This is a genomic window from Salinicola halophyticus (assembly GCF_003206695.1).
Lineage (GTDB): Bacteria > Pseudomonadota > Gammaproteobacteria > Pseudomonadales > Halomonadaceae > Salinicola > Salinicola halophyticus.
The window spans coordinates 1-20,214 of record NZ_PZJN01000010.1; the positions used below are offsets into that span (position 1 = coordinate 1).

14 protein-coding genes are annotated in these 20,214 nt (G+C 62.8%); 1 reads left to right on the forward strand and 13 read right to left on the reverse strand.

All coding sequences use genetic code 11. The features are described 5' to 3' along the window. Positions 1-98: 98 nt before the first annotated feature. The 13 genes from pstB to DOM58_RS16110 all read right to left on the reverse strand — a co-directional run bounded on the left by pstB (position 99) and on the right by DOM58_RS16110 (position 17,737). Positions 99-923, reverse strand: coding sequence for a phosphate ABC transporter ATP-binding protein PstB (pstB, locus tag DOM58_RS16050; protein ID WP_083627728.1), 825 nt, complete (start codon positions 921-923; stop codon positions 99-101). A gap of 20 nt (positions 924-943) precedes the next feature. Continuing rightward, positions 944-1,795: a phosphate ABC transporter permease PstA gene (gene pstA, locus DOM58_RS16055; RefSeq protein ID WP_110693717.1), complete on the reverse strand. Its 852-nt coding sequence runs from the start codon at positions 1,793-1,795 to the stop codon at positions 944-946. A 16-nt stretch (positions 1,796-1,811) separates the two neighbouring features. Further along, positions 1,812-2,750 carry a phosphate ABC transporter permease subunit PstC gene (gene pstC / locus DOM58_RS16060; RefSeq protein WP_083627727.1) on the reverse strand — a complete coding sequence of 313 codons (939 nt, stop codon included), beginning with the start codon at positions 2,748-2,750 and terminating at the stop codon, positions 1,812-1,814. Positions 2,751-2,856: 106 nt separating this feature from the next. Then, positions 2,857-3,900, reverse strand: a complete 1,044-nt coding sequence (gene pstS / locus DOM58_RS16065; RefSeq protein WP_110693719.1) for a phosphate ABC transporter substrate-binding protein PstS — start codon at positions 3,898-3,900, stop codon at positions 2,857-2,859. Positions 3,901-4,221: 321 nt separating this feature from the next. Further along, positions 4,222-5,436 (reverse strand): Bcr/CflA family multidrug efflux MFS transporter, encoded by a 1,215-nt coding sequence (locus tag DOM58_RS16070; RefSeq protein ID WP_110693720.1) that lies wholly within the window; start codon positions 5,434-5,436, stop codon positions 4,222-4,224. A gap of 173 nt (positions 5,437-5,609) precedes the next feature. Then, positions 5,610-6,116, reverse strand: a complete 507-nt coding sequence (locus tag DOM58_RS16075) for an STAS domain-containing protein (protein ID WP_110693721.1) — start codon at positions 6,114-6,116, stop codon at positions 5,610-5,612. Then, entirely contained in the window at positions 6,109-7,251 is a 1,143-nt protein-coding gene (locus DOM58_RS16080) for a PP2C family protein-serine/threonine phosphatase (RefSeq protein ID WP_110693722.1), read from the reverse strand. Before DOM58_RS16080 ends, DOM58_RS16075 begins: the two co-directional genes overlap by 8 nt. Before the next feature lie 12 nt (positions 7,252-7,263). Then, positions 7,264-8,010, reverse strand: a complete 747-nt coding sequence (locus DOM58_RS16085; RefSeq protein WP_110693723.1) for an MlaA family lipoprotein — start codon at positions 8,008-8,010, stop codon at positions 7,264-7,266. Then, on the reverse strand, positions 8,010-9,140 hold the full coding sequence (locus DOM58_RS16090; protein WP_110693724.1) for a beta-ketoacyl-ACP synthase III: 1,131 nt from the start codon (positions 9,138-9,140) through the stop codon (positions 8,010-8,012). The genes DOM58_RS16085 and DOM58_RS16090 overlap by 1 nt, the downstream gene beginning before the upstream one ends. 85 nt (positions 9,141-9,225) lie before the next feature. Continuing rightward, positions 9,226-13,287 carry an ATP-dependent RNA helicase HrpA gene (hrpA, locus tag DOM58_RS16095; protein ID WP_245392312.1) on the reverse strand — a complete coding sequence of 1,354 codons (4,062 nt, stop codon included), beginning with the start codon at positions 13,285-13,287 and terminating at the stop codon, positions 9,226-9,228. A 97-nt stretch (positions 13,288-13,384) separates the two neighbouring features. Beyond that, positions 13,385-15,181 (reverse strand): AMP-binding protein, encoded by a 1,797-nt coding sequence (locus tag DOM58_RS16100; protein ID WP_110693726.1) that lies wholly within the window; start codon positions 15,179-15,181, stop codon positions 13,385-13,387. A 175-nt stretch (positions 15,182-15,356) separates the two neighbouring features. Further along, the gene (locus tag DOM58_RS16105) at positions 15,357-17,159 is read right to left on the reverse strand and encodes a VWA domain-containing protein (protein ID WP_157957569.1); all 1,803 of its coding nucleotides are present in this window, start codon (positions 17,157-17,159) and stop codon (positions 15,357-15,359) included. 74 nt (positions 17,160-17,233) lie between these two features. Further along, complete coding sequence (locus tag DOM58_RS16110; RefSeq protein ID WP_110693728.1) at positions 17,234-17,737, reverse strand: hypothetical protein; 504 nt, start codon at positions 17,735-17,737, stop codon at positions 17,234-17,236. 291 nt (positions 17,738-18,028) lie between these two features. On the opposite strand from DOM58_RS16110, the gene DOM58_RS16115 reads away from it, so the two are divergent. Next, positions 18,029-20,176, forward strand: a complete 2,148-nt coding sequence (locus tag DOM58_RS16115; protein WP_110693729.1) for a S9 family peptidase — start codon at positions 18,029-18,031, stop codon at positions 20,174-20,176. The last annotated feature ends 38 nt before the right edge of the window (positions 20,177-20,214 follow it).

The window sequence follows — 20,214 nt, forward strand, 5'->3', positions numbered from 1 at the left end:
GCTCGGAGGCATCCGGTTGCGACGAATCGATCGGGTTTCGCGTGGTCAGGCCAGCGGCTCGTATATCCCCGCCTCCCCCTTCCGGCCCGGCGACACCTTTAGCCGTATCGACCGGTAATGTAATCCTCGGTCCGCGATTCGCTCGGCTGGGTAAATATCTTGGTCGTGTTGTCACACTCGATCAGGCTGCCCAGATACATGAAGGCGGTGATATCCGAAATACGCGCCGCCTGCTGCATGTTGTGGGTCACGATGACGATCGTGTAATCCTGCTTGAGCTCGTTGATCAGATCTTCGATATAGCCGGTCGAGATCGGATCCAGCGCCGAAGTCGGCTCGTCGAGCAGGATCACCTCCGGTTTCACCGCAATGGTACGCGCGATACACAGGCGTTGCTGCTGACCGCCGGACAGCGCCTGCCCGCTCTGCTTGAGCTTGTCCTTGACCTCGTTCCAGAGTGCCGCCTTTTTTAGCGCCCACTCGACCCGCTCTTCCAGCTCTCGGGCCGACAGCTTTTCGTACAGACGAATCCCGAAGGCGACGTTATCGAAGACCGACATCGGGAACGGCGTCGGCTTCTGAAAAACCATGCCGACGCGCGAACGTAGCAGATTGAGATCGACGCCCGACTGATAGATGTCGTAATCGTCGAGCAATATCTGTCCTTCGGTGCGGATCCCCTCGTAGAGGTCATGAATCCGATTGAAGCAGCGGATCAACGTCGACTTGCCGCAACCCGATGGCCCGATGAACGCCGTCACCTGACGCTCGGGAATTTCCATGGAGACGTTCTTGATCGCCTGGAATTTGCCATAGTAGAGATTCAGATCGTCGACGCGCAATTTGGTGGCGATCTGCGGCGCTGGCACCTCACCGGGACCGTCGGCGTCGCGTTTCTGCTTGAGTTGAAGTTCGGCTGTCATGGCAGTCTCGCAGCTGGAAATCAGGAACGCTGGCGCGAGAAATAGCGCGCCGCAATGTTCAGAATCAGAATGGCAGCGGTCAGGATCAACGCCCCGCCCCAAGCCAGCGCCACCAGGTCGGGAATGAAGGCGTTGATCGTCATGTTCTGGTAGATGGTCATCGGCAGGTTGGCCATCTCGCTACCCAGGTCGAAGAAGTTCCACTGGTTGGAGTTCAGCGAGGTGAACAACAGCGGTGCCGTCTCGCCACTGATCCGCGCGAAACCCAGCAGAATCCCGGTCAGGATGCCCGCACGCGCCCCGCTGTAACACACTCGTACGATGATCCAGTAGCGGTGGGCGCCGAGCGCCGCCGCGGCTTCACGCAACGAATTGGGAATCAGGCGCAGCATGTCCTCGGTGGAACGGATCACCACCGGCACGATGATCACCGTCAGTGCCAGTACGCCGGCCCAACCGGAGAAATTGCCCATCGGTACCACCACCATGGCATAGATGAAAAGGCCGATGATGATCGACGGCGCCGACAGCAGAATGTCGTTGATGAAGCGGATCACCTTGGCCATCATCCCCTTGCCACTGTACTCCGCCAGCCAGGTACCCGCCGCCACGCCGATGACCGTCCCGATCACCGTCGCCGCGCAGGTCATGATGAATGTCCCCCAGATCGCGTTGCCCAGGCCGCCACCGGTCATCCGCGTGCGCTCGACGAAGGTCGCAGGCGAGATCGCCCCCAACCCTTTGGTCACCAGCGTAAACAGAATCGCGAACAGAAAGGCGAACCCGATCAGGGTCGCCACCTGACACAGCACCATCACTAACTGACTGAGCCGTTTGCGGCGGCGATAAAGCGGCGTTTGACTGATATTCATGGTTCTCTCCTGCCGCTCAGGCATGTCGACCGGTGCTGTTGCGCAGCAGATAGCGCGCGAAAGCCAGTACCGCGAAGGTGATCAGGAACAGAATCAGACCCAATGCCAGCAGCGCCGAGCGCTGAGAACCGTCAGATTCGGAAAACTGATTGGCGATCAGGGCCGCGATCGAGGTGCCCTGCCCGGTCAAGGTGGTGTTGAGGAACAGGTTATTACCGATGACGAACGTCACGGCCATGGTTTCGCCCAGCGCACGCCCGAGTCCCAGCACGACCCCACCTACCAGGCCAGTCTTCACTGACGGCAGGATAACGCTGCGGGTGACTTCCCAGGTAGTGCAGCCCAGACCATAGGCGGACTCACGCATAACCGCGGGCACGGTATTGATCACGTCCCGGCTCACGGCGGTAATGAACGGAATGATCATCACCGCCAGAATGATACCCGCCGTCGTCAGACCGGTGCCGGCAGGAAAGACCGTGGGGAACCAGGTGCGCAGCAGTGGCGCCAGCACCTCCATGCCCCACATGCCATAGATGATCGAAGGTATACCCGCCAGCAGCTCGATCAAGGTACTCAGCGGCTGGCGCAGAAATCCGGGGCATTGCTCGGTCAGAAAGATGGCAATGCCAAAAGAGATGGGTACCGCTATGACGATCGCGATGAACGACGTCAGCAGCGTACCGTAGATTGCCGGCAGCGCGCCGAAGACTTCGACGTTGGCCGCCCAGCGATTTTCCGTAAAGAAGTCCAGGCCATAACGTTGGATCGCCGGCCAGCTGGACACCATCAGTGACGCGATAATTGCCCCGAGCAACAGCAGCACCGCAAAAGCGAAGGCGAACAACATGCGCTCGAACCACACATCGATGCGGGCCTTGCGCTGAAGCCGCTTCTGGGTGGCATCGCTGAGATGGCCCAGGCCGCTGGCTTGAATCGCGTTGGAGGTGGACATCTTCATTCCTCATCGACTAGCCATCATGCCGCCAACCGGCGGCATTCGATACAGCGCCGCGACGGGGGCGGTTGCCCGCCCGCCGTCGCGGCATGTCATTCAGAGATTACTTGGTCCAGACAGCGTTGCCATCCGAATCCTTGATCTCGCTCCAGCTGTCACGAACCATGTCGGCAACATTCTCCGGCATCGGCACGTAGTCCAGCTTCTTGGCCATGTCGCCGCCATTGCTGTAGGCCCAGTCGAAGAACTCGAGTGCCTGACGAGCAGCGTCGGCGTCCTGGACTTCCTTGTGCATCAGGATGAACGAGGCACCGGTGATCGGCCAGCTCTTGTCGCCCGGCTGATTGGTCAGCACCAGGTACATGCCCGGCGCCTTTTTCCAGTCGGCATTGGCGGCAGCGGCCATGAACGAATCCATATCCGGCGCGACGACCTTGCCGGCCTGGTTCTTCAGGTGCACCAGGCTCAGATCATTCTGTTCCGCGTAGGCATACTCGACATAGCCAATTGCGCCGTTGGTGTTGGAAACCTGGCTAGCCACACCGGCGTTCGCCTTGGCGCCTACACCGGCAGGCCAGGCAACGGATTTACCTTCACCCACGGTGTTGGCGAAATCTTCGCTGACCTGCGCCAGATAATGGGTAAACAGGAAGTTGGTGCCAGAGCCGTCAGCACGGTAGACCGGCGTGATCTGGGTATCCGGCAGATCCATATCCGGGTTCAACTTGGCGATGGCCTCGTCGTCCCAGTTGGTGATCTTGCCCTGATAGATATCGGCCAGTGTCGGGCCATCCAGATTGAGCGAGTCGCCCTCGATGCCTTCGACATGGAACGCGGCGACCACGCCACCCATGACCATCGGCCACTGCATCAGGCCATTCTTGTCGAGCTCTTCCTTGGTCATCGGCGCGTCACTGGCGCCGAAGGTGACGGTCTTGGCAACGATCTGCTGGATGCCACCGCCGGAACCGATCGCCTGGTAGTTGAGACCGATGCCGGACTCGTCCTGGTAGGCGTCTGCCCACTGCGAATAGACCGGATACGGGAAAGTTGCACCGGCACCGGTAATGGAGTCCTGGGCCTGGACACCGGCGGCGCCGAGAACCATGGAGCCGGAGATGAGCGCTGCGAAGACATGTTTAAGCATAGCGATATCCTGTTTCCACCTTGAATGCGTGAGCGATAACGACGTTGCGAAGGTTGCCAACACTCTCAGCGCACACCGTACTTCAGTGTCGTGACAGTTTTATGACACCCATGCAACTACGTTAGCGAAGGTCTCGAGATCGTGCTCGTCTCTAGCGAAAAAGCCATCGCGATCGCCTGAAGCTTCAGGCTCGCCAATGAGCATCAATATGGCTTGAGGCTTGAGTACTGCAACCTTCGCGCAGCCACGATGACAAGATTTGATGACAGCAGGATGACAATCGTCAGGCCGGGTAACGATGATGCGGGTTCAGGTAACGGCTCAGGCAGTGCTTTCGTCCTGTCCCACTCGCTGTTTGAGTGCCCGACCCGCCAGAACTCTGACCCCGACATTGGCCAGCAACGTGGCTCCCAGCATCGTTAGCACCGTTGGCCAGGCGCTGGCCAGCTCGAATGCCCCGACCAACGCGCCGGAAACGGCGCCGCAGGTGAACTGGAGACATCCCTGCAGAGCGGTGGCGGTGGCGCTCATGTGAGGGAAATGATCGAGCATCGAGGACATGGCATTGGGGCTGATCAGCCCCTGCATGCCGACGAAGACCACCATCAGTGGCGCCACCGTATAGATGGAATCCAGCCCGGTTGCGACCATGGTGACCAGCAGGAGACCGGCGGTGAGCTGAACGCCCAAGCCCAACAGCAGGTTCTGCTGGGGGGTGCGGACCTTCAGCAAGCGGATGTTGAGCCGGCTGGAGGAGGCCATGATCAGAATATTGGCGCCGAAGACGAACGGATACAGCGTGGTCGAGAGACCGTAATGCTCCATATAGAGATACGGCGAGCCGGTAATGAAGGCGAACATGCCGGCGAACGACATCGATACCGCACCGATATACCCCATCGCCTCGCGATGACGCAGTACGCTCCTGTAATTACCCAGAATCTGGCGTACCGACGGCGCCTGCGGGTCGCGGCCATGAGTTTCGGGAAGATGCCGACCGAGCAGCCAAAGTACGAACGCGGCGTAGACCGCCAGAAACAGAAAGATCAGCCACCAATTCGCCAGATGCAGCAGCGCGCTGCCGATGGCTGGCGCGATCAGCGGCGCCATCATCAGAATCATCATCATGGTGGACATGACCTTGGCAGCCTCGCGCCCACTGAAGCGGTCACGCACGATCGCCGCAGAATTGACCACGCAAGCGCCGCCCCCCAGGGCCTGAACGAAGCGCCAGCTCCATAGCGAGGCCAAAGAGCCTACCTGCGTCAGCGCTAAGCTTGCGATCAGAAACACCACCAGGCCGGTCATCAGCACCGGCTTGCGTCCGTAACGATCGGACAGTGGCCCACAGACCAGCTGTCCGAACGCGAACCCGAGCAGAAACACGCTGAGCGATAGTTCCGTGTGATGCACGCTGGCACCGATCGAAGCTGCCAGCGATGGCATCGCCGGCAGGTAGGCATCGATCGCCAATGGCGCCAGTGCCGTGTTGGCAGCAACCAGCAGAGCCAGACGGCGGGCGGTCAAGGTCGTCACACTATCTCCTTCAGAACGAACCGGACATCATCGAGAACGCGCCGGTAAACCAACGAAAGCCATGCAACTAGCGCAAAAAACGCCTCACCGGGGCGGCAAGGCGTGGCGGGGATCAAGGGATCGCTGGCAACGTGGCAGTAATGACACCGCCCAGGCATGAGCGCCTAACGCCCTTAGCTGTGCGAAGAAGCCTTGGTCCGCTGTGATTCGAGCAGCTCGACGAACGGCTGAAATTCATGTCGATTGTGCTCGCTCATGTGCATGAGGATCCGGTGGGCTTCGAGAATCCGCCGCTGTATGGCGCTCTCATCGGCTTCGACGTGCGGCAACACATCCAGCTCCGAGGGCTCGGTCAGCGGCGCCTCGAGCAGAGTGAAATAGCGGGCAAACCCCATCACATCCAGCATGCGGCGCACATCGGGATGTTCGGCGATGATCGTCGGCGGATCGTCGAGCCGCCCCTGCACCGCCATCGCCACCTTGGCCAGAAACCCTAACGCGGTCGAGTCGACGTTGGTCGCCTGGCGCAAATCCACCATCACTGCCCGCAAGCCGGGCAGCTCGGCCAGACGTTGCGCCTCCGCATCCAGCGTGGCGCACAGTGTCAGCCGCACGTCACCGCACAGCTTGAGCACGAATACGCCCGACTCGAATGCCGCCTTGATCCGCCCTTCATTCATGGTCGAAACCGCTCAGTGTCATCATACTGAGATCATCCGGCAGTTGATCTCCCAGCGCCAACCCGTCCCTCAGGTCATCGACGCCGGTACAATGTGTCGTGCGGTGCTCGAGTTCCTTGAGCCGCGCGCTTAATGAATTCTCCGGCAGACATTCCAGTACGCCGTCGGAGCAGAACCAGAGCCGAAAGGACTCGGGCAGTGGACAGCCATAGATGGGGTATTCGACATCCGGAAACAAGCCCACCGGCGGGCCTTTCCCCCCCAGATAGGCACTCCGTCCCTCGGCCTGAAGAATCGGCATCGGCAACTGTGCGCCGAGCGCATAGTGCAGAAAACGGCGCTCATGGTCCAGCACGCCGGCAAAGACCGTGGCGTGCTTGCCGATGCCGGTTTCCAGCAGCTCTCGATTCAGCTCGCCCAGCCACCGTGACGGGAAGGCTTCCGGCAGCAACGTGCGCCACTGGGCCAGCCAGCGATTGCACAGATATTTCAACAGCACGGTGACGAATGCCGACGAAGCTCCGTGCCCGGCGACGTCCGCGAAATAGAAGAAGCTGTAACGCTCGTCGCAGCGTTGAAAATCCAGAAAATCACCCGACAAATAGAGCGAGGGGGCAAACCAGTAATCGCAGCGGACGCCGAGATGGCGGATGCCGGACGGCGGCAGCAGCTTGCGCTGCACGTGCCCGCCCGCGCGCTGATCCTCGCGAAGCATCTCGAGATGTTTCTCGAGCCGGTCGTTCAGAGCCTCGAGCTCTTTCCGACTCTGGCTATGTTCTCGCGATAGACGATCCTGCTCCAGCGCCCGTTCCACCAGCCGTCGCAGAATATCCGCATGTTTCAAGGGCTCGACCAGATAATCGATCAAACCGGCATCGATCGCCTTGTGCAGATCGCCGTCGCGCTGACTTTCGCTGATGACAATGGTGGGTTGCCCCATCGCCAGCTGCTGCCAACCGTCGTGGGACACGGCGCGCACATGCGCTACGACCAGATCGCAGTGCCCCGGCAAGGCCGCGATCGACGCCGCGGCGTTCAATACCACGTCGAGACGCGACAGCGCCTCGATCAGCCGCTCGCGATCCGGCCCGGGCAGGTCGATCAAACCGATCACGGGCAACTCATCCAGCGGCATATTGGACACGGGCTACTCGGCGAAGTCGTCTTCACTGTATTCGAAATCGTCACCGAAACCGCCGCTGGCGAACGGATCTTTACCCGCGGCTCCGTTGGTGACCTCGAACTGACGACGCTGCAGATAGGCATCGCGAATGAAGCTGTAGCGATCTCCCTGGATCAGCTTCTCCTGGTCGAGCAGGCCGGCTCGCAGATCCACGAAGCGCAGGAACGTGAGACCGTAGCGCCACTTGTCGTCCTCGACATAAGTGACCGGGTACGTGTAGGCGTCGACCGGCAAACCGCTGGTATCGCGAACCGTGCTGGGCCCCAGCAGCGGCAGTACCAGATAGGGGCCTGAATCGAAGCCCCAGACACCCAGAGTCTGACCGAAATCTTCCGTGTTCTCATTCAGGCCCATTCGCGTTGCCGGGTCGAGCACGCCGCCCACGCCCAGCACGGTATTGACCAGGAAACGGCCGGATGCGACGCCAGCATTGCCCCACTGCCACTGCAGGACGCTGTTGAACACCGTGCGAATCTCGCCCAGGTTGGAGAAGAAATTACCCACGCCGTCCTGCACCGGATCGGGCGTGACGGTGTCGTAGCCCTGCGCGACCGGCTTCAGCGCATAGCGATCAAGGGTATCGTTGAACTGATAGACGCCCCGGTTGAAGCCTTCCCATGGATCTTGAGGATTGGAATCTTCCCCGGTCGAGGCGCAGCCGCTCAGCGCCGCTGCCATGCAGACGCCGCCCAGCCAATGGATCGATTTCATTAACACGCATTCCCTTTACGCAGTATCACACTGCCCGCACTGTAGCCCGCACCGAAGGAACACACCACCCCTACATCGCCCTCCTGCAGATCGTCGCGATGGAGGTGGAACGCGATGATCGATCCGGCGGAACTGGTATTGGCATAGCGGTCCAGAATTATCGGCGCCTCAGCCAGTGAAGGTTCGCGCCCCAGCACGCGCTGGGCGATCATGTCATTCATGTGACGATTGGCCTGATGCAGCCACAGTTTCTTGACGGAATCTCCCGTCAGCGACTGACTTTCCAGATGTTCGAGAATCAACGCCGCCACCAGCGGGCAGACCTCCTTGAACACCTTGCGCCCTTCCTGGACGAAAAGCTTGTCCAGCGCCCCCTCATCTTGATCCGCCAGACGATTCAGAAAGCCGAAATTATTGCGAATGGCATTGGAGAACCGTGTGGTCAGACGCGTGCCGAGCACCGTGAAATGTTCCCGATCCTGAGCGAGATGATCCGCTTCCAGCACGATGGCGGTGCAAGCGTCACCGAAGATGAAATGGCTGTCCCGATCACGAAAGTTGAGATGCGCGGAACAGATCTCGGGATTGACCACCAGCACCCGCTCGAGGCTGCCGGCGCGAATGGCATTGGTCGCCATGTCGATGGCAAACGTCGCGCTGGAACAGGCCACGTTCATGTCGAAAGCGTAGCCGCCGGCACCGAGCGCCGCCTGCAGCTCGACGGCCACGGCCGGGTAAGGACGCTGCAGGTTGGAACAGGCGACGATGATCAGGTCGAGCTGATCGGCACGGATTCCGGCCTCGTCCAGCGCCTGCCGGGCCGCTTCCATGCCCATTTCGGCCTGCACCGACAGCGTATCGTTGGCCCGTTCGGGAATTCGCGGGCGCATGCGTTCGGGGTCCAGAATGCCGCTGGCTTCCATCACGTAGCGACTTTCGATACCCGACGCCTTGACGATGAAGGCTTCACTGGAGTGCGCCAACGGTTCGCGCTCGCCGCGTGCGATGGCTCCCGCCTGACGGGTATTTTCCGCATCGACCCAGGCATTGAAGCTGGCGACCAGCTCGGCGTTGCCAATCGAATCCGGCGGCGTGAACAGGCCAGTCGCGGTAATCACGGCTTGCGTCATTGACTCTCATCTCCCGCGGCCTCTGCCGCTATTACGGTTTACGTGTTCCCACTTGCGGTGGATGCACTGAAGCGAATCCGGTCGCTCACACGGTCTGCCCGGTGATCTCCTGCCAGCGGCGGGCCAGACGTTTTTCCGATACGGTTTCGAGCGTGCCCAACTGCTGCGCGAATAGCGAGACGCGCCACTCCTGCAGCCACCAGCCGAATTCGACCAGCTCGGCATCCACGATACCGTCGCGGTACGTACTCTGGCGGCGGGCGTCGACCCGGGCTTCCCAGGCCTGGACCTGCTGCATCGACAACTGATCGCGACGCAGATCGCGGGGCGCCTTCTCGAGCCGGAGCTCCGCCGCCTCCAGATAGCGCGGATAGTGCGACAACCACGCACCGGCATCACGTACGAAACCTGGGTAGACGAGACGCTGCATCTGCGCCTTGAGGTCACTGTAGGTGAGGGCGAGCGATAGCGTGACATTGCCTTTCAATGCCTTGGTCACCGCCAGATGCGCCTTGAGCGCCTTGTCGATATCGCCCAACAGCGCTTCGGCGTAGGCCACCAGCTCACCGCGCCAGGCCTCGAGGCGAATCTCGAAAGCCTCGCGGGAGCGCGGCAACGGATCGGCGGCCACCGTCTGCGCCAGACACGCATCGATCAGGTCACGGGCAAGCTGTTCCCGAGTCCCAACCTTGGCGAACAGCAGCGCGCACTGCTTGAGCGCGGGCAACTCACGCTGGATGTAGCGCAGGGTATCGGGGAGCCGACGCCGCGCCAGCTGAACGATCCCGTCGCGATGGGCGGCCTCGGCGCGTTGCGCATGATCGAACCAGGCGATCTGCAGCCCATCCCCTTCTGCCACCATGGCAGGATAGACCTCGACCTGAATGCCGGCCTGGCTGGTGGTGCGTGATGCCGGCAGCGCCTTCTCGGGAAAGTCTTCGAGGCGTTCAGCGGTCTCTTTCGGGGTTTCCGCCATCGCCCTGGCCCCTTCCGCAGCAGCCTCGCCGAAACGCGTCTGCAGCGCGCGCAGGTCGCGCCCCTCGCCCAGCACCTTGCCATTGTGATCGACCACGCGCAGGTTCATAACCAGATGCGGATCGAGCTGATCGTGGCGCCAGGACGATGCTTCGAGGCGTGTGCCGGTCTTGATTCGCAGAAACTCCCCCAGCGCCTCCTCGACCGGACGCTGATCCGGTACCAGGGTCGCCAGCGCGGCATCGACCCAGTCCGGAATCGGTACCACCTGCCGGCGCATGGCCTTGGGTAATGCCTTGAGCAGCGCAATGCATTTTTCCCGCAACAGCCCTGGCACCAGCCAGGACAAGCGGCCTTCCGGTAATTGGGCGAGCATCACCGCCGGCACGGTCAGGGTGACGCCGTCATCGCTGGCCCCGGGCGCGAAGTGGTAACTCAGCGGGTAACGGACGCCATTGAACGTCAGCTCATCGGGATACTGCTCGACGCTGACGTCGTCGGCCTCTCGCGCCATCAGCGCGGCCTTGTCCAGCTTCAGAATGTCCGGCGACTCGCGCTCGGCGAGCTTGCGCCAGTTCTCGAAGCTGCGTCCGCCAGCGATCTCCGCCGGCACCCGCTCGTCGTAAAACGCGAAGAGCGTTTCCTCGTCGATCAGGATGTCGCGCTTGCGGGCCCGGTCCTCGAGATTCTCGACCTCGGCGACCATCGCCCGGTTGTGCTCGAAAAACGCGGCCCTGGTCTGATAGTCCCCTTCCACCAGCGCGCGGCGCAGGAATATCTCGCGCGCTTCCTGTGGATTCACCTTGGCATAGTCGACCCGGCGACCGGTGACGATCGGCAGTCCGAACAGCGTGACCTGCTCCAGCGCCACGACCTGGGCGCGCTTGCGCTCCCAGTGTGGTTCGCTGTAGGTACGCTTGATCAGATGCGCCGCCTGCGGCTCGATCCACTCCGGCTTGATTCTCGCCGCATCGCGAGCGTAAAGGCGGCTGGTTTCCACCATCTCCCCGGCCATGACCCATTTGGGCGGCTTGCGTGAAAGCCCGGATGCCGGATGAATCAGAAAGCGTCGATTCCGCGCCCCCAGAAACTCGCGACTCTCCGGCTGCAACTGCCCCAGGTTGGAGAGCAGACCGGCGAGCAGCGCCTGGTGCAGGCGCTGGGTATCGACCTTGGGCAGGCCCTCGGGCTCGCTGTTCGCAGTGGCGCCAGCAGTCTCCGCGACACCGTTCGACGTCGTCGTATCGCCCTCGGGCGGGGACGCCGGTGCGGCCTCGCGAGGCTGCATGGCGGATGACAGCTCGAGTTTCATCTCGCGGGTCAGCTGACGCAGCTGGCGGTAGGTATCGTGCCACTCGCGCAGACGCAGATAGTTGAGATACTGGTCGCGACACCAGCGTCGCAGCTGGCTGCCGGAGAGCGTCTCGCGCATGGCATCGAAGCCGTGCCACAGATTGAGCCAGGCAACGAAATCGGAGTTGGGATCCTCCCACTGCTTGTGGCGCTGATCTGCGGCCTGGCGCTTATCCGCTGGCCGCTCGCGAGGATCCTGGGCCGCCAGCGCGCTGACCACGATCAGTACTTCGCGCAGACAGCCGAACTGTTCTCCCGCCAGCACCATCCGCGCCAGACGCGGGTCGATCGGCAGCCGCGCCAACTGTCGCCCCAGGTCGGTGATACGTTCGCCACCATCGACCGCCCCCAGCTCGAACAGCAGTCGATAGCCATCCTTGACGAAACGCGCATCCGGCGCATCGACGAACGGAAAATCGAATACATCGCCGAGCCTGAGCGACAGCATCGACAGGATCACCGAGGCCAGATTGGTGCGCTGAATCTCGGGTTCGGTGAACTCGGGGCGCGAGAGAAAGTCCTCTTCGCTGTAGAGTCGCAGGCAGACGCCCTCGGCCACGCGCCCGCAGCGCCCCTTGCGCTGATTGGCACTGGCCTGGCTGACCGGCTCGATCGGCAGCCGCTGGACCTTGGCGCGCGCACTGTAACGGCTCATGCGGACCAGGCCCGGGTCGATGACGTAGCGTATCCCCGGTACCGTCAGCGACGTCTCGGCGACATTGGTGGACAGCACGATGCGCCGCCCCGCGTGGGACTGGAACACCCGATTCTGCTCGGCGTTGGAGAGCCGCGCGTACAGCGGCAGAATTTCGGTGCTCTTGAGCTCGGCTCGGCGCAAAAGTTCCGCGGTCTCGCGGATGTCCCGCTCGCCGGGCAGGAAGATCAGAATGTCGCGCGGCCCGCTGTACCAGCGTTTCTCGCGCTCGATGCGTTCGATCTCGTCGACCGCCGCCAGGATCCCTTCCTGTAGCGTCAGATCCTCTTCTTCCCGCGATTCGCGCACCAGCGGGCGGTAGTGCACCTCCACCGGAAAGGCGCGGCCGGATACTTCCACCACCGGTGCCGGCCGGGTCTCGCCGTCGCGCTCGATGGCGAAATGACGCGACAGCCGGTCGACGTCGATGGTCGCCGAGGTGATGATCACCTTGAGATCGGGCCGCCGTGCCGTCAGGCGTTTGAGATAGCCGAGCAGGAAATCGATGTTGAGGCTGCGCTCGTGGGCCTCATCGATGATGATCGCCTCGTAGCGCATGAGATCCGGGTCGTGCTGCGTCTCGGCCAGCAGAATGCCGTCGGTCATCAGCTTGACCAGCGTGTCGTCGCTACTCTGGTCGGTGAAGCGCACCTGATAGCCGACCTGTTCGCCGAGCGGCACCCGAAGCTCCTCGGCCAGGCGCGAGGCCACCGAGCGCGCCGCCAGCCGGCGTGGCTGCGTGTGTCCGATCATCCCGCGCCGACCCAGCCCCAGCTCTAGGCAAAGCTTGGGTAGCTGGGTGGTCTTGCCGGAGCCGGTCTCGCCTGCCACGACCACGACCTGATGCTCGCGCAGCGCTTCGAGAATGGTCTCGCGCCTGGCGGCGACCGGCAGCGATTCTGGATATTCGAGCGTCACCGGCTGGCGCCGACGCCGCTCGACGGCCTCACTGGAGGCTGCAAGGCGTGCTTCGATCTCCTTCAGCGATCGATCGATCGGCTTGCCGTCACGGGCACGCCGAGCCAGGCGCTCGAGCCGCTGGCGCTGTTCATGGGCGTCGCGAAGCAGGCAGGCGTCCAGGCGAGTTTGCAGATCATTCAGGGCTTGCAGAGACGGGGAAGCGATAGCGCTCAAGAGATCCTCTACGTCGGCGAGACAACGGCGAAAACGGGGTCGTCACCAAAGGCGGTGACGAACCCGTCATTGTAGCGCCGTCAGCGGATCAACTCACGTCCGAAGAGGAATGACCCGTTTTCGCCGGCTTTTCATCGGGTGTTTCACCGGGCTTTTTATCGACCTTTGCACCGCTGTTTTCACCGGCCCTGTCATCAAGCTTCCCGGATCGCGGAGAGGCGTCGTTCGATGACGCGTCACGCAACTCCCGCCGCAGCACCTTGCCGACGTTGCTCTTGGGCAGTTCATCGCGCAGTTCCACGAACTTGGGCACCTTGTAGCCGGTCATCTCCTTCTTGCACCACTGACGAAGCGCTTGAGGATCGAGGCTGTCATTGCGGGCGACCACGAACAGCTTGACCGCCTCGCCGGTCTCCTCGTCGGGCACCCCGACCGCGGCGACTTCGACGACATCGGGATGGCTCGCGACGACCTCCTCGATCTCGTTGGGGTAGACGTTGAAGCCGGAGACCAGAATCATGTCTTTCTTGCGATCGACGATCTTGACGTAGCCATCGTCGAGAATCTGAGCCATATCCCCGGTGCGCAGCCAACCATCGGCGTCCAACGTCTTGGCGGTATCCTCCGGGCGGTTCCAGTAGCCCTTCATGACCTGCGGGCCCTTGACGCAAAGCTCACCCTTCTCGCCACGCGGCAACGCGCGACCCTCGTCATCAATGACCTGAATCGCGGTGCCGGGCACCGGTTTGCCGATGGTGCCGATCTGCGGGGCTTCCGGCGGGTTGACCAACGCGATCGGCGAGGTTTCGGTCAAGCCGTAGCCTTCGACGATGCCCAGGCCGGTAGCCTGCTCCCAGCGCTGCGCCACCGTGGGCGTCAGGGCCATGCCTCCGGAAATCGTCAGCTTGAGGCGGGAAAAGTCGAGCGCCTTGAAGTCATCACGCTGACACAGCGCATTGAACAGGGTGTTGAGTCCGACGAACACGGTGAACGGCGTCTTGGACAGCGTCTTGACGAAGCCCTCGATATCGCGCGGATTGGGAATCAGAATGTTGTGATGCCCGGAAACCATCGCGAACAGGCAGTTCACCGTGAAGGTGTAGATGTGATAGCACGGCAGCGGCGCAATGATCGTTTCCTCTCCCTCGACCAGCGTCTTGCCCACTACCTGCTGGGTCTGCAGCATGTTGGCGATCAGATTGCGATGGGTCAGCATCGCGCCCTTGGCGACGCCGGTGGTCCCGCCGGTGTACTGCAGCGCCGCCACATCATCGCCGCGGCTGGCCACGACCTCGGCCGAATGTCGGCTGCCGGCAGAGAGCGCATCTCGAAAGCTCACCGCGGCGGGCAGCGAATAGGCCGGCACCAGTTTCTTGACATGGCGTACCACACCGTTGACCACCAATCGCTTGGGCCACGGATGGAGATCCGCCATTTCGGTCACGTAGACATGGCGAATGTCGGTCTGATCGAGCACCTTTTCCAGCTTGTGCGCCATGTTGGCCAGCACCAGCACGGCCTTGACGCCCGCGTCACGAAACTGGTGGCGCATCTCGCGCTCGGTGTAGAGCGGGTTGGTGTTGACTACCACGAGCCCCGCCCGCAGGGCGCCGAATACCGCGACGGGGAACTGCAGGACGTTTGGCAGCTGTATCGCGATTCGATCGCCGGGCTCCAGGTCGGTCTCCCGTTGCAGCCAGGCGGCAAAGTGGCCCGAGAGCCGATCGATGTCACGATAGCGCAAGGTATGACCCAGACAGCTGAAGGCAGGCTTGTCCGCAAAGCGGCGGCACGCTTCGGCGATGATATCGTTGATCGACTCGAACGCCTCCATGCCCTCCAGCGGCGCTCCCGTTTCGATGCACGGGCTGACGCTATCGCTCATAGGATCTCCTTGATTCGTGACGGTTATCGTCCTTATAACAGGATCACGACGGCAAGGCGCTGCCACCAAGGTGGTAGGCGAGCGGCAGCGCTGCCTAGCGGAGCCCGATTCACATCGATCTTGCCATCAGGTCCGAGCTTCGATCGAGCTGGCGATGGGTGCTCGAGCCCGACGCTCAGATCGATGGCTCCGAGCGTCGAGCCAGCCGGCGGCGCTTGACCGCGCCCCGCCAGCGTAGCAGCACCCACAGCAGCAGGATGATCGCGATGACGATCCACGTTACCGGACGCTGCGCGTAGGTCTCCAGGTAAGGTTTGGCGATCCGCCACCCCTGCCGAGTCTTGTCGACCGCGATGTCGGCCATCTGCGAGGCGGTCAGGCCATCGAGAAAGGCGTCACTCTCCTCGTCGCCGCTGCCCACGCTATCGTCCTGCTGGCGAGATTCGCTGACGATACCGCGATCGAGATCCGCACCGCTCAGACCGACGGCGGCGTCGGGATTGAGCCGCACCACCGGCAGATCGAAGTGCAGCGTGCGACCCTCGACCTGCGCCTCCGCGACGATCTTGACAGGCAGTGACTCGTTGGGATCTGTCTGAGGCACGTCAATCGTCCACTCACGATCCCCGGTCTGGCGCACGTCGAGCGACCGGCCGGTCAGACTCGCACTGAGCTGGGTGTTGTCGACGTTGAGATCCGGGTGATTGGCGCGAACCACGATTTGGGTGCCATCCGGGCTCAGCACGGCACTCAACGCCGCCACCACGTTGACCGGCTGCACCTGCTGGCGAATCATCTGGTCGCTGCGGGCGGTAATGGTCAGGCGCGCGTTGCCGAGCTGCTCGACGCCCGGCAGCTCTCCACGGAAATGATCATCGGACGCCGATAGCGGGGTCTCGGCGAGCGAGGCGCCATCGAGATCACGTAGCTCGGCGTTAATGCTCAGCCCCTCGGGACGTGCATCGGCGTCGAGCGTCTCGCCGTCGGCTTCAAGCCATACCTCCAGCGGCGTCGAGAAACCGCGATAGAGCGTTGCCGGGAGCTGGTCGCCACGCAGCACGGTGTCGGCCTGAATGCCGATACGGCTATCGGCACCGATATCGCCCTCGATCTGCCATTGGCCCGGCGTCGGGTCGGGTACGGTGATCAGGTCGTAGCGGTCGCTACTCTGCCACTCCACGGAACCCGGGTGATCATCGCGCGAGTAGCGTCGACCGTCGGGACCGACCAACACCGGCGAATCCACGCCCGGCGCGTGAAACAGCAAGGCGTTGAACTCATCGATATCGTCATCGACGCTGAAGCGCTGCTGCTCGTCGAGGGGTATCTGATCACCGGGCAGAATACGATCGAGCACATCGAGGAACGCCCGCAACAGCTCCTCGGGCGTATTGGCGACGGCTGCCAGCCCACCGGTGGTCTGGGCGACCTGTTCGAGCAGCGGCAAGTCGACATTGTCGGAGAGCGCGATGGGATGAACGACGACGCCGCGCGATGCCAGTTCCGGCGCCAGCTCACGGATGATTCGCTGGCGCGACGCGTTGTCGTGGCCGGCCTTGTCGCTACCGGAAGCCGGCAGATCGACCATGCCATCGGTCAACAGGATCAGATGGCGATTGGCGCTATCCGGGCCGGCATTCGCCACCTGACGCAGCGCGCGTTCGATATCGGTGAACTGCTGATAGTCGGTCAATTGCGGCGCCATGTCGCTGGCACGCTGACGCCAGGTATCGGCCACGTCGCCGCTGGGCAGCGGATTGGAGACCGTCGTGCCGAACGTCCAGATCGACCCCCGGGCGCTCGGCGGCAGCAGCGTCGCGGCAAGCCCCAGGGCTTCGGCACGAAGATTGTGGGGGTCGTTGTGCTTCATGCTGCCGGATACGTCGACGACCATTCGCACGTCCGGCGCGGACTGCGCCGACGCCCAGGTGGGAAGAAGCCCTGCCATCAGAGTCACGATCAACAGCAACGCCCGCATTTCTCGCATCCTTGTCGAAACCCGTATCAGAACGCAACGAGAATCGCCCCGTCCGCTCATTCATCGTCTCGCGATCAGTTGACGACCGGCTCGCGCCGACCGCCCGACCTGCCTCGTCCCGCATCGCGCCGGCCGGGCGCGCGCTTCGCGTCTGTCCTGGTCCGCGCGTCGGCATTCCGGCGCTGTACCGGTTTGCGCCGACCGCCCGAGCCGGCGTCGCTATCGTCGTCATCGCGGCGGCGTAGCAGGCGCCACGCCAACAGCCCCAGCGCGCCGCCGATAACCGCGCCCGCCAGCAACAGAGGAGAGGCGCCGGCAACCTGCCCGCCGTCGTGCTGAACCACCCCTACCGCCATTACCACGATAGCCGGCGCCAGACCGGAGTAGGTTTGGCCCGGCTCGAGTAGCGGCAGCGAAAACGGTGCCACCATCCACAAGCTACCGGCGACGACGCCTACCAGCACCAGTCGCGGCAGCAGCGGCAACAGCCGTACGCCCAGATAACCGGTGACCAGAACGATCAGAGACAGTACGCCATAACTCAGCCAGAGTTGCGGCAGGGAATCGGAAAACAGCATGGTAGTGACTCTCGATTCATACGATTTGTGCCATGGTACACTTCAGGCCGAAAAAGCACAGCTCAAGCCAGGAAGCACGGTCGCACAAGCGCCCCGCCCGACCCTCGCGTCGACGCGCCGCGTCCCTGACCGGCGGTAAACTCCTGGCTGTCGTGAGGCAAAGCTTTCTTTCCGATCGATGCTTCGAACGTCATCGCGGCACGGGCTTGTCATCGCCCGAACTCATCGCCGTCCGAACTCTTTACACACGCCGGGTTCGCCGCACCCCGCTCGCAAGGATTCTGCCCGATCATGACCCGCTCGCAGACGACATCGACGCCTCCCGCGATTCACTTTCGTCGCAGTGACGACCCCGATTGGCACTGGCTGGAGTCGCGAGACGATCCTCAGGTCAAGGCTTTCCTGCGGGCTGCCAACCGTGAAAGCGATGTTTTTTTCGCGCCTCTGAAGGCCCTCGAAGAGGCGCTCTATGAAGGCCATCTGGCACGGCGCGAGCTTCAGGTCACCGGCTTGCCGACGGCGCTGGAACGCTTTCGCTACTGGAGCGAGACCGCCAGCGATGCCGATTATCCGCTGTGGTGGCGCCAGACGCTGGACAGCACCACCGCTCCCGAGCTGCTGCTCGATCTCGAGGCCCGCTCGCAGGCCCACGATTTTCTCGAGCTCGGCGACATGGCGATCTCCTCCGACGAGGAGTGGCTGGCCTGGACCGAAGACGCCAGCGGCAACGAATATTTCGATCTCTACCTGAAGCGCTTGCCGGACGGCGAACCGCAACGACTGCGCCGGCGCATCGGGCCGGACCTGGTATGGGCGGAAGACAATCGCACCCTGTTCTTCACGCGTTACGACGCCACCCAGCGCCCGGCCAGCGTGTGGCTGTTGCGCCCCGAGGACGATCACAGCGTGAAGATCTTCGAGGAGACCGACGTCGAATTCTGGGTCGGGCTGGGCAAGACCCGCTCGCGTCAGTGGCTGATGCTGGAGACCGCCTCGAAGGACACCGCCGAATGTCATCTGATACCGGCCCATGCCCCGCTGACGCCGCCGGCATGCGTACGGCCGCGAGAGACCGGGGTCGAATATGCCCTCGAGCATCGTGCCGATACCTTCTATGTGCTGCACAACCGCGAAGGCTCCCATTTCCGGCTGGACAGCGCGCCGGTCTCGCGCCCGGATGCCTGGACGCCGCTGATCCCGCACCGCGATGACGTCACGCTCGAAGGGGTCGACGCCTTCGGCTGGGGCCTGGTCGTCACCGAGCGCGACCATCACGAGGCACAGGTCTATCTGCGCGTGATCGAGCTGGCGCACGATGCCGAACCCTCCAGTGAAGAGCTTGCCAGTATCGCGCTGACGGCGAACGAAACGCCCGGTAAGCGACTCCCTTTATTCGATGCACCCTGCAGCCTTGCGCTCGGCGACACCCCGGATTTCCATACCCGCAAGCTGCTTCTGCGCGAGGAGTCCTTCACTCTGCCGGGGCGCTGGATCGAGCACGATCTCGACAGCGGCGAGCAGCGCCTGCTCAAGGCTCAGCCTCTGCATGGCGACCTACGGCCAGAGGATCTGGCCTGTCGCCGGCTCTGGGCAGAGGGCCACGACGGCGAACGCATACCCGTTTCGGTGGTTGCAAGAGCCGACAGGCTCGGCCAGTCACCGATGCCGACGCTACTCTACGGCTATGGCGCCTATGGCGAAGTGCTGGATCCCTGGTTCTCGATTGCGCGTCTAGAATTGCTCTCACGCGGCGTCGCGTTCGCCGTCGCCCATGTCCGCGGTGGCGGTGATCGTGGCGAACCGTGGTATCTGGCGGGCAAACTCGAGCATAAGGAAAACAGCTTCAAGGACTTTCTGGCGGCACGCCATGCGCTGGTAGGAGAAGGGCTTTCCGACCCCGGTCGAATCGCGGCCTACGGCGCCAGTGCCGGCGGCCTGCTGGTCGGGGCGAGCCTCAATATCGAGCCGGAGGCATTCTGCGCGGCCGTACTCGACGTGCCGTTCGTCGATGTACTGCGCACCATGGAAAACCCCGATCTACCGCTGACCACCGCTGAGTACACCGAATGGGGCAACCCGGACGAGCCCGCCGCGCGGCGACGCATTCGCGACTATTCACCGCTCGACAATCTCACCGCCCAGCCCTACCCCAGCGTACTGCTGCAGGGGAGCTGGCACGATTCGCGCGTTCCGTACTGGGAGCCCGCCAAGCTCTACGCGCGCATGACCGAGCTTGGCAGCGCCCGGGGGCCGATCGTTCTACGAACCGACATGGCGGCCGGACACGGCGGCGCCTCGGGTCGATTCAAGGCGTGGCGGGATAACGCGCGTCAGGATGCTTTCGTGCTGTGGGCCCTGGGATTAGGGCAGAGACTGGATGCGGCATCGCCTGACTCGCCCGAAAAGCCGACCGCGATCGCCCAGCGGAACGATCGCTAACCCCATCATGGCCAGCGTGGCCGAGCGCAGGCAGTTTT

What these genes read in the sequence shown, in the direction of transcription:
- pstB (WP_083627728.1), bottom strand. Translation starts at nt 923, where the DNA reads ATGACAGCCGAACTTCAACTCAAGCAGAAACGCGACGCCGACGGTCCC.
- pstA (WP_110693717.1), bottom strand. Translation starts at nt 1,795, where the DNA reads ATGAATATCAGTCAAACGCCGCTTTATCGCCGCCGCAAACGGCTCAGT.
- pstC (WP_083627727.1), bottom strand. Translation starts at nt 2,750, where the DNA reads ATGTCCACCTCCAACGCGATTCAAGCCAGCGGCCTGGGCCATCTCAGC.
- pstS (WP_110693719.1), bottom strand. Translation starts at nt 3,900, where the DNA reads ATGCTTAAACATGTCTTCGCAGCGCTCATCTCCGGCTCCATGGTTCTC.
- DOM58_RS16075 (WP_110693721.1), bottom strand. Translation starts at nt 6,116, where the DNA reads ATGAATGAAGGGCGGATCAAGGCGGCATTCGAGTCGGGCGTATTCGTG.
- DOM58_RS16080 (WP_110693722.1), bottom strand. Translation starts at nt 7,251, where the DNA reads ATGCCGCTGGATGAGTTGCCCGTGATCGGTTTGATCGACCTGCCCGGG.
- DOM58_RS16085 (WP_110693723.1), bottom strand. Translation starts at nt 8,010, where the DNA reads ATGAAATCGATCCATTGGCTGGGCGGCGTCTGCATGGCAGCGGCGCTG.
- DOM58_RS16090 (WP_110693724.1), bottom strand. Translation starts at nt 9,140, where the DNA reads ATGACGCAAGCCGTGATTACCGCGACTGGCCTGTTCACGCCGCCGGAT.
- DOM58_RS16100 (WP_110693726.1), bottom strand. Translation starts at nt 15,181, where the DNA reads ATGAGCGATAGCGTCAGCCCGTGCATCGAAACGGGAGCGCCGCTGGAG.
- DOM58_RS16105 (WP_157957569.1), bottom strand. Translation starts at nt 17,159, where the DNA reads ATGCGGGCGTTGCTGTTGATCGTGACTCTGATGGCAGGGCTTCTTCCC.
- DOM58_RS16110 (WP_110693728.1), bottom strand. Translation starts at nt 17,737, where the DNA reads ATGCTGTTTTCCGATTCCCTGCCGCAACTCTGGCTGAGTTATGGCGTA.
- DOM58_RS16115 (WP_110693729.1), top strand. Translation starts at nt 18,029, where the DNA reads ATGACCCGCTCGCAGACGACATCGACGCCTCCCGCGATTCACTTTCGT.